Origin of the sequence: Ruminococcus sp. RTP21198st1_G1_RTP21198_201120 (assembly GCF_040924265.1) — a bacterium.
GTDB lineage: Bacteria > Bacillota > Clostridia > Oscillospirales > Ruminococcaceae > Hominimerdicola > Hominimerdicola aceti.
Genome location: NZ_JBCOMH010000010.1, coordinates 88,424 through 102,637, shown reverse-complemented (window position 1 = coordinate 102,637; position 14,214 = coordinate 88,424). Strand labels below are relative to the sequence as shown.

General features: G+C 43.4%; 13 protein-coding genes. 8 read left to right on the top strand and 5 right to left on the bottom strand.

Going from position 1 to position 14,214, the window contains the following annotated elements:
* Nucleotides 1-99 precede the first annotated feature (99 nt).
* The 6 genes from AB5627_RS08185 (at nt 100) to AB5627_RS08160 (ending at nt 8,770) form a co-directional block, all read left to right on the top strand.
* Nucleotides 100-1,653: an NPXTG-anchored protein gene (locus AB5627_RS08185; RefSeq protein WP_265290658.1), complete on the top strand. Its 1,554-nt coding sequence runs from the start codon at nt 100-102 to the stop codon at nt 1,651-1,653.
* Nucleotides 1,654-1,826: 173 nt separating this feature from the next.
* A complete protein-coding gene (locus AB5627_RS08180) occupies nt 1,827-2,546 on the top strand; it encodes an N-acetylmuramoyl-L-alanine amidase (RefSeq protein ID WP_118125388.1) in 720 nt (239 codons plus the stop codon).
* Between the two features lie 186 nt (nt 2,547-2,732).
* The gene (gene secA / locus AB5627_RS08175) at nt 2,733-5,507 is read left to right on the top strand and encodes a preprotein translocase subunit SecA (protein ID WP_368369785.1); all 2,775 of its coding nucleotides are present in this window, start codon (nt 2,733-2,735) and stop codon (nt 5,505-5,507) included.
* A gap of 68 nt (nt 5,508-5,575) precedes the next feature.
* Nucleotides 5,576-6,838, top strand: a complete 1,263-nt coding sequence (locus tag AB5627_RS08170; RefSeq protein ID WP_022287654.1) for a DUF1015 domain-containing protein — start codon at nt 5,576-5,578, stop codon at nt 6,836-6,838.
* A gap of 64 nt (nt 6,839-6,902) precedes the next feature.
* The gene (locus AB5627_RS08165; RefSeq protein ID WP_022287655.1) at nt 6,903-8,072 is read left to right on the top strand and encodes an AGE family epimerase/isomerase; all 1,170 of its coding nucleotides are present in this window, start codon (nt 6,903-6,905) and stop codon (nt 8,070-8,072) included.
* Nucleotides 8,072-8,770: a PHP domain-containing protein gene (locus tag AB5627_RS08160; protein ID WP_022287656.1), complete on the top strand. Its 699-nt coding sequence runs from the start codon at nt 8,072-8,074 to the stop codon at nt 8,768-8,770. The genes AB5627_RS08165 and AB5627_RS08160 overlap by 1 nt, the downstream gene beginning before the upstream one ends.
* A 49-nt stretch (nt 8,771-8,819) precedes the next feature.
* On the opposite strand, the gene AB5627_RS08155 is transcribed toward AB5627_RS08160, so the two are convergent.
* From AB5627_RS08155 to AB5627_RS08145, 3 genes are all read right to left on the bottom strand, one after another.
* The gene (locus AB5627_RS08155) at nt 8,820-9,332 is read right to left on the bottom strand and encodes a hypothetical protein (protein ID WP_022287657.1); all 513 of its coding nucleotides are present in this window, start codon (nt 9,330-9,332) and stop codon (nt 8,820-8,822) included.
* A 61-nt stretch (nt 9,333-9,393) separates the two neighbouring features.
* Nucleotides 9,394-9,780 carry a hypothetical protein gene (locus AB5627_RS08150; RefSeq protein WP_265290653.1) on the bottom strand — a complete coding sequence of 129 codons (387 nt, stop codon included), beginning with the start codon at nt 9,778-9,780 and terminating at the stop codon, nt 9,394-9,396.
* 156 nt (nt 9,781-9,936) lie between these two features.
* On the bottom strand, nt 9,937-10,479 hold the full coding sequence (locus tag AB5627_RS08145; RefSeq protein ID WP_022287747.1) for a hypothetical protein: 543 nt from the start codon (nt 10,477-10,479) through the stop codon (nt 9,937-9,939).
* Nucleotides 10,480-10,714: 235 nt separating this feature from the next.
* Here AB5627_RS08145 and AB5627_RS08140 point away from each other — a divergent pair, with 235 nt between their 5' ends.
* Nucleotides 10,715-11,869, top strand: a complete 1,155-nt coding sequence (locus AB5627_RS08140) for a glycoside hydrolase family 5 protein (protein ID WP_265290652.1) — start codon at nt 10,715-10,717, stop codon at nt 11,867-11,869.
* A gap of 311 nt (nt 11,870-12,180) precedes the next feature.
* Here AB5627_RS08140 and AB5627_RS08135 read toward each other — a convergent pair whose 3' ends face one another.
* Both AB5627_RS08135 and nadA read right to left on the bottom strand, forming a co-directional pair.
* Nucleotides 12,181-12,615, bottom strand: coding sequence for a GNAT family N-acetyltransferase (locus tag AB5627_RS08135; RefSeq protein ID WP_022287745.1), 435 nt, complete (start codon nt 12,613-12,615; stop codon nt 12,181-12,183).
* Between the two features lie 4 nt (nt 12,616-12,619).
* Entirely contained in the window at nt 12,620-13,543 is a 924-nt protein-coding gene (nadA, locus tag AB5627_RS08130) for a quinolinate synthase NadA (RefSeq protein ID WP_022287744.1), read from the bottom strand.
* A gap of 214 nt (nt 13,544-13,757) precedes the next feature.
* Here nadA and AB5627_RS08125 point away from each other — a divergent pair, with 214 nt between their 5' ends.
* Nucleotides 13,758-14,201, top strand: a complete 444-nt coding sequence (locus tag AB5627_RS08125) for a MarR family winged helix-turn-helix transcriptional regulator (RefSeq protein WP_022287743.1) — start codon at nt 13,758-13,760, stop codon at nt 14,199-14,201.
* Nucleotides 14,202-14,214 lie beyond the last annotated feature (13 nt).

Below are 14,214 nucleotides of genomic sequence, written 5' to 3'. Positions count from 1 at the left end.
CTTGACTTTTTATTTGATATATGTTATATATTAAGTAGATATATGTATGAAATATTAAGTAGGTATATGTATGAAAACTATTTTTGTGGGGTGATATGTATGATAAAAAAGATAAGTGCGGCGGCAATTGCGGTCATTATGTCAGCGAGCATGATGTTCACTACAGTTTCGGCAGACGCTTCCTATGTTCTTGATAAGGACGCAGGAGAAGACTTCGTCAATTTCATAGACGGCAAGCTGCCTGATATTTTAAAGAGTATGGACAGTGTTGCAGACGGCGATAAGATCTACTTCGACTATGGCTCATGGTTCATGGATCTGGATTTTGACGGTGTGCCTGAGTTTATAATAGGCGGCGAAATGGCTGACGGCGACAGACATTATTCTATTCTTACCAAGGACGGCAAGGAGATAAAGATAGATGACACTGTTGCAAACGGACAGTATTTTCCGGGATTTATGGGCTTTGATTATATGCCTTACAGAGATCTTTATACAGGGGAGGTATCATATTTTTCAAGTAACGATAAGATAAAAACTATGACCTTTGACCCTGAAAAAGGCGTTACTGAAAAGGAGCTTTGCTCGGAAGAATACGATTTGGAAACTGACAGCACTGTTTACAAAACAGACGGCAAAGAGGTCAGCGAGAGCGAGTATTATAACTATAAATCCACCCTCAGCAGATTTATCCCTCTTGAAGTGGAAAATACAGAGCTGACATCAGATGAAACTGCAAAGGCTGACGCTGATAAGCTTCTGGAAATGTATAACGATTATAACTGCGTTGTCATGACGGCGGAGAACAAAAAGGACGATATGACAAGCGTAATAGTCGAGATGTGCGATCTTCTTAAAGAGATAATGGCTGACGCTCCTTATGAAATTGCTAGTGATGTTGATTGGAGCTATAACAGTTGGTTTGAGGATTTAAACTTTGACGGTGTTCCTGACTTTGTTATCGGCGGTATTGCAGACCTCTTAGATGAAGGTACTGCTTTAAGGCTTTATGACGTTATCGGTATGGGCAATGCAGGCTTTTTGGCGGATACCAATGTGTCGAACGACCATGGCGACGGTGAGAACGGCTTCGGCTTCAAGCCTTATGTAAACAAGCAGACTGGCGAAAAAACATACCTTTCAGAGGATAGATATACAGAGGACGGCAAGGAGCATTACGCAGTGAGAAAGCTTTTTAGCTGTCTTGGTGAATGTCTCACCGCTGATATCTGCACCGCAGAATATGACAGCAAAAAAGGCGTGACTTCATACACTATCGAGGGAAAGGAAGCCACATCAGAGGAGTTTCAGGCGTATCTTGCAAAGCTTAACAGCGACTATGATGAGCTTTCTGTAACAATAAGCACCATGGGCGAAAACAAAGTCCCTAATGATGAAGGCACCCTTGCAGAGTCATATGACGATTATAAGCTTGGGGACGTTGTGGGCGGAGCAAACTTTACATATGTAGAAAAGAAGAACACTTCAAATGATATTTCTAACCCTGACAAAACAGCAGGCTCTCAGGCTTCAAAGAATTATAATACCGATTCGTCAACAAATCCGTCAACAGGTGCGGCGGCAGGCGTTACAGCCGCAATAATAGCCGCTGGAGCAGGTTTGGCGATATGTGCAAAGCGTAAAAAGAAGTAGTCTTTTCAGCCTAACATATGCAGAGGTGAACAGCGTTCACCCGTATATTGGCATATTATCTGCGTGCTGAATATTTTATCACCGTACCCTCTCGTGGTGCGGTGATTTTTTTGCATAAGCCGTCCTTTGTCCGCATAACTTGTACAAAGGACAAAAACTAGGAGGGCGGATATATGTTCAGAAGATTGCAGAATATTTTGTGCTGTGTGGTGATAGCAGGCTTTGCGGCAGTGTGCTGGTATGGCAAAAACAACGGCGAAGCCGTCATGACAGGTGGGACGGTGAAAACGACCATGGATAAGCCTGTGGTGGTCATCGACCCAGGTCACGGTGGTATGGACGGAGGCTGTGTTTCTGTTGACGGCACACCTGAAAAGGGGATAAACCTTGCGGTGGCGGAAAGCCTCCGTGACGGTCTGAAGCTTCTCGGCTATGATGTTGTTTGCACCCGTGAAAGCGATATATCTATCTATGACAAAGGCACAGAGGGGCTTGGGGAGCAGAAAAAGTCCGATATGAAAAACCGCCTTGCCATATTCTCAAAATATTCCGAGGGCATATCAGTTTCCATACACCAAAATCAGTTTACCGACAGCCGCTACAGCGGTGCGCAGATGTTCTATTCTAAAGACAATGCCGAGGGTGAAAAGCTTGCGGGAGTGATGCAAAAGCAGTTCGTTTCCCTTTTACAGCCTGACAATACCAGAGAAACTAAGCCGGTAGGCGACGAGCTTTATCTGCTTAATAATACCAAAAACCCTGCGGTGATGATAGAGTGCGGTTTTCTTTCAAACCCTGAGGAGGCTCAGAAATTGGAGAATGAGGACTATCAGCGTCAGGTGGCGTTTACAGTGCTGACAGGTATCAGCGAATACAGGCTAATGCAGAAATAGTCCATTGGTGCGGCGGCAGTGAGAAAACACTGTCCGTCGTTTTTTGTTTGTAAAACGTTACATAAATTGCTTGACTTTTAAAAGGGGATATTGTATAATATAATAGTGTATTTATAGCATAGTATATTTTTTAACTTTTTCCTGTCATAAATTCTGGCAGGAGAATAAATAAAGGTGGATTGAAACATGGGATTATTTGATAAAATATTCGGCAACTATTCTAAAAAAGAGCTTGCCAAGATCGAGCCTATAAAGAATAAGGTACTCGAGCTTGAAAGTAAGTATGCCGATATGTCTGACGAGGAGCTGGGCGGACAGACTGCCATTCTTAGAGGCAAGCTGGACGAGCTTTCAACTCTTGATGACGTTCTTCCTGACGCTCTTGCGGTTTGCCGTGAAGCTGCGTTCAGAGTGCTTGGCAAAAAGCCTTATCCTGTTCAGATAATCGGTGCTATCGTTCTTCATCAGGGACGTATCGCCGAAATGAAAACAGGTGAAGGTAAAACTCTCGTTGCCTGTCTGGCGGCTTATGCTAACTCCCTTACGGGAAAGGGCGTTCACGTTGTAACAGTAAACGACTATCTTGCTAAGTTCCAGTCTGAGGAAATGGGCAAGGTGTTCCACTTCCTGAACACTTCTATCGGCGTTGTGCTTACGGGCATGAACAAGGAGCAGAAGAGGGAAGCTTATAACGCTGATATTACATATGGTACAAATAACGAGTTCGGATTTGATTACCTCCGTGACAACATGGTTATCTATAAGAAAGATAAGGTTCAGAGAGAGCACGCTTTCGCTATCGTGGACGAGGTGGACTCTATCCTCATAGACGAAGCAAGAACTCCGCTTATCATTTCAGGTCAGGGCGACAAGTCAACAAAGCTTTATTCACTTGCTGACAGATTTGCAAAGACCCTGAAGCCTGTTACAGTTGTTGAAATGGACGATAAGGCAGATAACGACCTTCTGGACGGCGACTATATCATCGACGAAAAGGCTAAGACCGCAACTCTTACAAAGAGCGGTGTTAAGAAAGCAGAAAAGGCGTTCAACGTTATAAACCTTATGGACGCTGATAATATGACCCTTGCCCACCACATCAATCAGGCTATCAAGGCAAACGGCGTTATGAAAAAGGATATCGACTACGTTGTTAAGGACGGAGAAGTTCTTATCGTAGACGAGTTCACAGGCCGTATCATGCAGGGCAGACGTTTCAATGACGGTCTGCATCAGGCTATCGAGGCTAAAGAGGGCGTTGAGATAGCAAGAGAGTCAAAGACTATCGCTACTATCACATATCAGAACTACTTCCGTCTTTATGGCAAGCTGTCAGGTATGACAGGTACTGCCCTTACTGAGGAGGACGAGTTCAGAGAGATCTATAAGCTCGACGTTATCGAGATACCGACAAATAAACCTGTTATCAGAGTTGACCATCCTGACGTTGTTTTCAAAACAGAAAAGGGCAAGTTCAACGCTGTTATCGAGCAGGTAATAGAGTGCCATAAAAAGGGACAGCCTGTCCTTGTTGGTACTGTTTCCGTTGAGAAGTCAGAGTATCTTTCAAGACTGCTGAAAAATAAGGGCATCAAGCATGAAGTGCTCAACGCCAAGCACCATGACCGTGAGGCTATGATAGTTGCACAGGCAGGTAAATACGGTGCTGTTACTATCGCTACCAACATGGCAGGACGTGGTACTGATATCATGCTCGGCGGTAATGCTGAGTATAAGTCCCTTGCAGACCTCCAGAAAAGTGGCTATTCTGAGGAAGTGGCTGTCGAGGCAGCAGGCTTCTCAAATACTCAGGACGAGGAAGTTCTGGCTGCAAGAGCAGAGTATAAGAAACTCTATGCAAAGTATTCAGAAGAGGTAAAGGAGCTTGCAGAAAAGGTTAGAGAAGCAGGCGGACTTTATATCATCGGTACAGAAAGACACGAGTCAAGACGTATCGACAATCAGCTCAGAGGACGTTCAGGCCGTCAGGGCGACCCGGGCGAAAGCACATTCTTCCTCTCACTTGAAGACGACCTTATGAGAATTTTCGGCGGCGAGAGAATAACAGCTATGATGGATACTCTCAAAGTTGACGAGAATACTCCAATACAGTCAAAAATGCTCACAGGTGTTATCGAGTCCTCACAGAAGAAGATAGAGGGCAGAAACTTCAACATCAGAAAGAACGTCCTTAACTACGATGACGTTATGAACACACAGCGTGAGATAATCTATAAGCAAAGACAGCAGGTGCTTGACGGAGAGGATCTCCATGACAACATTCTCGGCATGATAAAGGAGTTTGTTGAGGATTCTGTAAATATGTATATCACTGACGAGGACGTTCAGGATAACTGGAACCTGCAGGGTCTTAAGGACAGACTTATGGGCATAATCACAGTTGAGGACGACTTCAACTATACCCCACAGGAGCTTGACGAGATAACAAAGAAGGATATAATCGACCTCCTTGAAGACAGAGCTTTGAAGATATACGCAAAGCGTGAGGAAGACCTTGGTCAGGAACTTCTCCATGAGATAGAAAGAGTCGTTTTGCTTAAAGTTGTGGATACAAAGTGGATGGCACATATCGACGATATGGACGAGCTGAAAAAGGGTATCGGTCTGCGTTCATACGGTCAGAAGAACCCAGTAGTTGAGTATCGTATGGAAGGTATGGATATGTTCGACGATATGGTCGCATCTATCCGTGAGGACACTGTAAGAATGTTGTTCACCATTCAGGTAAGAAAGAACAGCGCCGCTCCAAAGAGAGAGGACGTTCTCAAGCCGGGCGAGCATCATAACATGACCGTAAGAAAGGCTAAGAAGCCGGGCAGAAACGATCTTTGCCCATGCGGAAGCGGCAAGAAGTATAAGAACTGCTGCGGTGCCGGAAACGGTGTACAGGCTGACGAAGCCGAGCAGGCAGAGAATAGCTCTGACAGCTCTGAGAAATAAAAACAATATGCAGGACGGTGAAAACAGCCGTCCTGTTTTGGATATAAGAATAATAGGAGTGTAGTGAAATGTCAACAGCATTTAAAAGTGCAGATATACTTCTGCCTAAGAACGCCGATATGTCAAAATGGGCAGTGGTTGCCTGCGACCAGTATACCTCTGAGCCTGAGTATTGGGCTGACGTGGAAAAGATAACAGAGGGTGCAAAAAGCGCACTTAACCTTATCCTGCCTGAGGTCTATCTGGAGGACGATAACGTTGATGAAAGAATAGCCGACATACATAAGAATATGGACAGCTATATCAGCGAGGGCGTTTTTGAAGAGTATAAGGACGCTATGATATACGTTGAAAGAACACAGTCTGACGGAAAGGTCAGAGCGGGCATTGTTGGCGCTATCGACCTTGAAGAGTATGACTACCGCAAAGGCTCGAAGTCTGCCGTAAGAGCAACAGAAGCCACAGTTGTGGAGAGAATACCGCCTAGAATAAAGGTAAGACGTGGCGCACCTGTTGAGCTGCCGCATATCATGATACTCGTTGACGATACAGAAAAAAGCGTTGTTGAGCCGCTTGAAGCTCACAAGGGAGAAATGAAAAAGCTCTATGACTTTGACCTTATGAAAAAGGGTGGTCATATCGCAGGCTATCTTATTGAAAAGCCTATGCAGGAAAAGATAATAGCCGCACTTGAAAAGCTTGGTGATATCGACGCTTTCAATACAAAGTATGGTCTTAAGGAAACTTCACCTCTTGTCTACGCAATGGGTGACGGCAACCATTCTCTCGCTACTGCAAAGGAATTTTACGAGGAGCAGAAGAGAGAGAACCCTGATAAGGACATGAGCAATGCTCTTTGCAGATATGCCCTTGTGGAGATAGTGAATCTTCATTCACATGCACTTGAATTTGAAGCTATCCATAGGATAGTTACAGACGTTGACACAAAGGCTCTTATGAGCGAAATGACAGCGGCTCTTGAGCTTTCTGAGGAAAGGTCAGAGCAGGCAATAGTTGTCTGCGACAATGGCACGGAAAAGACTCTCTATATACATAAGCCAACTTCAAAGCTCACTGTCGGCTCATTGCAGAATTTCCTTGACAGCTATATCAAGGAAAAAGGCGGCAAGGTGGACTATATCCACGGTGCAGAGGTCATAAGAGAGCTTTCCGCAAAGGAAAATTCCATAGGCTTTATGCTCCCTGACATGGGCAAGGAAGAGCTTTTCCCTACAGTTATCGTTGACGGCGCACTGCCAAGAAAAACGTTCTCCATGGGTCATGCCGAGGATAAGAGATTTTATGTTGAGGCAAGGAAAATATTGAAATAGAAACATTAAAGAAATACTGAAATAGAAAAATCGTAGACAATATATTTTAAAAGGAGTTTTTACGATGATAATTGAAGAAGTCAAAAAGGAACTTACAGGACATATCATTCCCTTCTGGAACAAGCTGAGAGATGATGAGAACGGTGGATTTTACGGTTTTATGAGCTATGACCTCAAGCTGGATAAGCAGGCTGATAAGGGCGTTATCCTCCACGCAAGAATACTTTGGTTCTATTCAAAAGCGTATATCACTCTGGGCGATAAGACACTTCTTGACAACGCACGCCACGCTTACGAGTTTATCAAAAACCACTGTATTGACTATGAGTACGGCGGAGTTTATTGGATGATGAACTATAAGGGCGAGCCTGCCGACACTATGAAGCATACATACAACATCGCATTTGCTATCTATGCATTGTCATGCTACTATAACGCAAGCGGAGATAAGGAAGCTCTGGAGCTTGCCTATAAGCTTTTCCACGATATCGAGAACAACACTCTCGATGAGTACGGCTACAGAGAAGCTTTTGACAGACAGTGGAATTTGGTATCAAATGACGCTCTTTCTGAGAATGGCTTGCATGCTGATAAGACCATGAACGCTATCCTCCACCTTATCGAAGCTTATACCGAGCTTTATAAGGCAGACCACAACGAGGAAGTTGCTAAAAGGCTTAAATTCCAGCTTGGTCAGATGAGAGATATTGTTTATACTCCTGAAACTAACGCTCTGAAAGTTTTCTTTGTCACAAAGTTCGACCTTGTGGGAGATATACATTCATTTGGTCACGATATCGAAGCAACATGGCTTATGGATCTTGCCTGCGATACTCTTGGCGACGAGGAGCTTAAAAAGCAGTTTGCTGAAATGGATCTTAAGATCTCTCATAATATCCAGAATATCGCTCTTGATAACGGCGCACTGAACAACGAGCGTGAGAACGATAAGATAGACAAGAAGCGTGTATGGTGGGTAGAGGCCGAGTCTGTTGTTGGCTTCATCAACGCTTATCAGCACAGCGGAGAAAAGAAGTTCCTTGAAAGTGCAAGAAGTGTGTGGGAATATATCAAGGCTGAGATAATCGACAAGAGAGAAGGCTCAGAGTGGTATGCCGAGGTTTCCTATGACCATAAACCCCACGATTGGAAAGAGATAGTAGGTCCATGGAAATGCCCTTATCATAACGGCAGAATGTGCATGGAAGTCATCAACAGAGGCGTGGACTTCTGATGTTCAGGTATGAAACACACCTGCATACCGCCGAGGGAAGCGCCTGTGCCTCTGCAAGCGGAGCAGAGCAGGCAAGGCGTTATAAAGCCCTTGGCTATGACGGGATCATCGTCACCGACCACTTTTTCAACGGCAACTGTGCTGTCACCAACTTTGACAGTTGGGAGGACAGAGTGAACAAGTTCTGCAAGGGTTATGAGAATGCCAAAGAGGAGGGTGACAAGATAGGTCTGAAAGTGTTTTTCGGTCTGGAGTATTCCTACTTCGGTGCAGACCTTTTGACCTATGGTATCGACAAGGACTTTCTTCTTGCCAATGATAACATAAGTGATATAAGCTTTTATCAGTTTGCTGACAGAGTGCATAAAGCAGGTGGCGTGTTAGTCCATGCCCACCCTTTTCGTGAGGCAGATTGGTATATTCATGAAATAAAGCTCCTGCCAAAGTGGATAGACGGCGTTGAGGTCTATAACAGCGGCAACGGCAAAGAGGTCTATAATCAGCGTGCAAAATGGTATGCCGAGCAGTTCGGCTTTGCACAGACGGGCGGTACGGACAATCACCACCTGTGGGTGGAGGACAGCCGTATCAGCGGTGTTGCAACTGACGAGCCGATCAATTCCATAGAAGATTACATAGAATTTCTCCGTGACGGAAAGCTTACCCCGATAATTCCGGAAAAGCCGGCTGAAACATAAAACATAAATAAAAACTTCAATGACATTTTTTGCCATTGAAGTTTTTTTACTATGAAATTTTGCTTTCATTTACCGAAACATCGTCGGAATAAGATTCCGATTCAGCGGCAGAATCGTCGGGAACACGAATGTAAGTATCTACGGCGACGAATGTGTTTTCATCAACATAATTAAATGCTAAAGCGAAAGCATTTTCATGTTTTCCATAGTCAAATTCAATTAGTATCTGATCTCTTGCTTCGTGATAGGTTTTAATAGTATATGTTCTGGTTTCAGACCACATTTTTATCGTATCCTGCTTTGCGGTCTCGTCATAAAACGTAAACAGCTTATTGCAAAGATATTCCGAATCTCCGCTGTATTTCAGAGTGTTGTTTTCTCCTATTATAAAATAATCTTTGCTTGTATCTCCGTTTGGATAATATTTTCCCATATTCAGCGTTGGTTCCTGATAGGTATCGTCATGGGGACAGCTGTAGTTAAAGGTATTTATTCCGCTTTCATCATCTTCAGGTTCATCAGAAGAAACTATGTTCTTTAAGCAAGTGATCCAGAAAAACAATACAAATAATCCGGCTAACACAAGCCAAACGGAAATCTTGACCCATTCGGATTTGCGGTTACTATTTTGCATATGTGTAATTACCTATTTTAATTCTTATTTTCTCACTATGAACGTCTACAGCGCCTTGTATTACAAATGGTACGGAACTTTTGCCAGTGACCGTTCCTGAACGGTTTACAAAAACTACTTTTGAAAAATCAGCGGTAAAACTTTTGTCCGTTATACTGAAATCAGTTGTAGAACCTTTAATGAATTTGTTATTAACAGGCGAATATACAATTATTGCATAACATTTGGCTGTTTGTATATCGATATACGCCAAATCATTTTTAGTATCCCAATATACACCTTTATACTTGGGGTTTTGAATATTTGCCGCCGAGCAAGTGAACGGTAACACCGCCGCAACAATTGTTGCCATGAATAAACTGATAATTTTTTTCATAATTTTGTCCTCCTGTAAATTATATATTTTTATCACAGCTTTTAACTGTAAATATATTGTACCATACAATAAAAGGCAAGTCAATTGGCAATATATATAATTTTCTGCTTTCTTTTACCGCACTATGCACATAGTGCAGAATCTGCCTGTTTGTGTTTAATTATCCAAATTTGAACTTGTGCTTTCCGACACAAGTTTGTAGATGTTGTCGCCGTCTTTAAAGGAAGTTTCGCTTATGTAACTTGGACCTGTAGAAAAGCCTATACCATTTTCAGTTTTTTGTTCAAGCTGTATAAGTGTTCTGTCCCCGGCTTCATGATAGGTCATGATCCTATATCGCATCGGTTTGCTGTACTGTTCAATGGATTCAGCTTTCAAATTGTCATCAAAAAATGTTGCAAAAGAATCAATATATTTTTCAACATCTCCGCAAACATTGTATGTTTCATCATCTCCGATGTGAATATAGAATACGTTATTGTCAGTGTTTCCGTCAATGTAATAATCGCCAGCTTGTAAAACCGGCTCAACAAAATCATCTCCGTGAGAACATTCAGCCATGCTGCCCACTATGAGATCTTCTTCCTCTGATGTATCCTTATCAGCAAAAATATGTCTTATGCCAAAATACCAAAAGCAAAATATAAAAGCGACGGCAATAACTACCCATATTATTATGCCAACGTGTTTAGCTTTCATAGTTGTACCCCCATATAATTTTCAAATTAAATACTCTATGTTTAAATTATACAGTTTATGATTATAATTGTCAATTGGCAAAATGAATAACAAAAAACATATTTTGTATATATAGTCACATTTCAACAGAACTTTGTGCGTTTATCTAATTTTATTATTCCTATTGACAAATCCACATTAATGAGCTAAAATATAAATATTATTATTTTATATGGTGAGAAAGGAAAACCAAAATATGAAAATCAAAAGACTACTTGCAGCAGTGCTTTCCCTTGCAATGGGCGTATCAATGATGACAGCCTGCGGCAGTTCGGACAGCTCCTCAAAGGCTGAAAACGATTCTTCAGCTACAGAAAATACTCAGAAGCATACCAATGACCCTATGACAGTGACCACTGCAAAAGACCTTGTGGCTCAGATGAAAGTGGGCTGGAATCTTGGCAATACCATGGACGCCACAGGCGGCTCAGGTCTTGACGCTGAAACCTCATGGGGAAATGTGGAAACCACAAAATTGATGATAGACCAGGTCAAGGACGCAGGCTTCAACGTGTTCAGACTTCCTGTTTCATGGGGTACTCACATGGACGAGAACTATACAGTTGACGAAGCATGGATGAACAGAGTTCAGGAAATTGTCGATTACGGTATCGACAACGGAATGTTCGTTATCCTCAACACCCACCACGAGGAGTGGTATATGCCTAAGAAAGACCGTGCCGATAAGGATATAGAGCAGCTCAAAGCCCTCTGGAAGCAGATATGCGACAGATTTCAGGGCTATGACGAGCACCTCATTTTCGAGGGCGTGAACGAGCCTAGACTTAGAGGCGAGGGCAACGAGTGGATAGGCGACGCCGAGTCAAGAGAAGTCGTAAATCAGTACGCAAAGGCGTTCGTCGAAACAGTTCGTGCCTCAGGCGGAAACAACCCTAACAGGTGTATAATGGTAACACCATATGCCGCTTCATCATCAAAGCAGAACATGGAAGCTTTGGAAGTTCCGCAGGGCGACGATAAGATAATAGTTTCTATCCACGCTTATCTGCCATATTCATTTGCACTTGATACCGCAGGCACAGACCAGTATACAAGTATCGACTCTTCTATCACAACACTCTTTACCGATATCAATGAAGTGTTCCTCAGCAAGGGAATACCTGTAATAATCGGTGAGTTCGGCTCTGTAAATAAGGTTAATACAGAAGCGAGAGTTCAGTGTGTAAAGGATTATCTCAGCACCGCAAAGCAGTACGGCGTACCATGCTGTTGGTGGGATAACGGCACAAGAATAGGAAACGGTGAGAACTTCGGACTTCTCAACAGATCCGAGGGTGGCTGGTATTTCCCTGAAATAATCGACGCTATCATGGAAACAGTAAATAGCTAAAAAATCAAGGACGGAAGCGATTCCGTCCTTTTTTTGTGTGCGCAAATTATGTGCAATTTTTGTGGGGCGAATTGATATCTTGCGAGCGGTGGGCAATCTTGCGGTAAACGGGCGGACGCTGTTCGCCCCTACAAAAATTTATATTATTATCGTTTTTTATCAATACATTTATGTAGGGGAGCGGCGCAATTTTTTTGTGTAGGGGACGGCGCCCTCGACGTCCCGCCACTCTCGTTCGTTTCAATCACAAACTGTTTTGTTCATTAAACGCCACAAAAAAAAGGACGACCCCAAGTCGTCCTTTTTCATATCTATTCCCCTGAAAGGGTCTTTTTCATTGCAATGTGCGGACAGTATTCGTCCTTGTAAACATCACCATATGCCCTGTAGCCAAGCTTCTCGTAAAATTGCTGTACTCTCGTTTGCGCCGATAAGCTGACTTCCTTGTAGCCCGCTTTTTCAGCCTGCTTTTCAAGGGCTTCCACTATCATTCTGCCAAGATCTCTGCCACGATATGCCTTTCTCACGCAGATGCGTCCAATGTGCGCTTCGCCATTTTCGTCAAACAGCCTGCCTGTTGCAATGGGATATCCGCCCGTGTAAATAACAGCATGATAAGCCTCATGGTCGATATCGTCAAATTCGTTCACAAAGCCCTGCTCCTCAACGAATACCTGCTGTCTTATGAGTCTGGCGTCTGCGTTGTTTGCAAGCCCTTTTGCGATCTTTATGGTGTAATTATCCATTATATCAGCCCCCAAGACGTATCATTTCGTCGATACATTTTCTTGCAGAGGTTATCTCCTCGTCTGTCATTTTTATCTCAAAACCGCCGCCGTTGCCGATGCCCTCGCAAGTCTTGTAAACGTCCATAAGAGTGGTGAGCTTCATGTTAGGACAAAGTATCTTCTTTGAGAGTATGTAAAACTCCTTCTCAGGGAATTTGTACTGCAAATGCTCCGCAATGGATATCTCAGTGCCTATGATGAACTCCTTTGCGTCAGACTCAGCCGCAAAATTCATTATGCCGGAAGTTGAACCAACATAATCAGCCATTTCGCTTACAGCAGGGATACACTCAGGGTGACAAAGCACCAGTGCATCAGGGTGAGCCGTCTTAGCCGCTATCATGTCAGCCTTTGTTACCGACGCATGAACAGGACATCCGCCCTGCAAAAGCATTATATCCTTTTCAGGACAGGCTTTTTTTACGAATGCACCAAGATTGCAGTCAGGAATGAACAGTATCTTGTCAGCGTCCATGTTCTTTACTATCTTCACCGCAGACGAGGAAGTAACGCAAACGTCGCAAACCCTCTTGAGTGCGGCTGTGGTGTTTATGTAGCATACTACCTTTCTGTCAGGCTCCTGCGCCTTTATCATTTCTATCATCTCAGGTTCCATTTGCTCTGCCATTGGACAGCCTGCCGATGGATTTGCAAGATAAACGTTCTTGTCAGGGTTGAGCATTTTTGCCGCCTCAGCCATAAAATGCACTCCGCACATAAGTATGTTTTTGTTTGAGACCTTCTGCGCCTCAACGCTTAGCTTGTATGAATCACCTGTAATATCTGCTACCTCTACTATCTCCTTAGCCTGATAGCTGTGCGCAAGTATACAAATATCGTTTTCTTTCTTTAACTGAAGAATTTTTTCCTGTACGTCCTTTATCATATCCAGATCATGCCTTTCGACCTTTGAAAAGCATATCCTCCTTTCGGTGTTTCGGCGTTTGCCGAAAGATTTATACCATATTATTATAGTATGATATAGACATTTTGTCAAGGGCATTTGTACCATACCGCCCATAGCACTTGACAAATTCATCAACATGGTGTATAATCAACAGTGTTGACAATCAACCGCCTTGACATTTGGAGGAATAACAATGAACGATAAAACAGCCCAGCGTTTTGGAGAAGTTTTCAGACGATTTTTTGAAACAGGATATATGGACGACCTTGCAGAGCTTTTTCAGGGCGAAAGCAAAGTGATAGTCTATCTTAGCACAGCCGAGGGCATAGTCTACCCCTCAGATATAAGCCGTGACCTTATGATATCACGTCAGCGTGTGACATCTGTTCTCAGCACAATGGAGAAAAAAGGCTTTGTTAGCCTTGTGCGTGACCCTGAGGATAAACGCCGTGTGCAGGTGAAACTCCTCCCAAAAGGTGAAAAGTCCATTGAAGAAAAGCAGCGGCGTCTTGAAAAATATTTCAGCGTGTTCGTTGACGCACTGGGTGAGGAAAATCTCAAAAACCTCCTTGACAGCTCCGAAAAAGCTGTCGAGGCACTTGAACATACAATGAAAGGCAACTCTCAGAAAGTCTGAGGTGCGGAAAGGA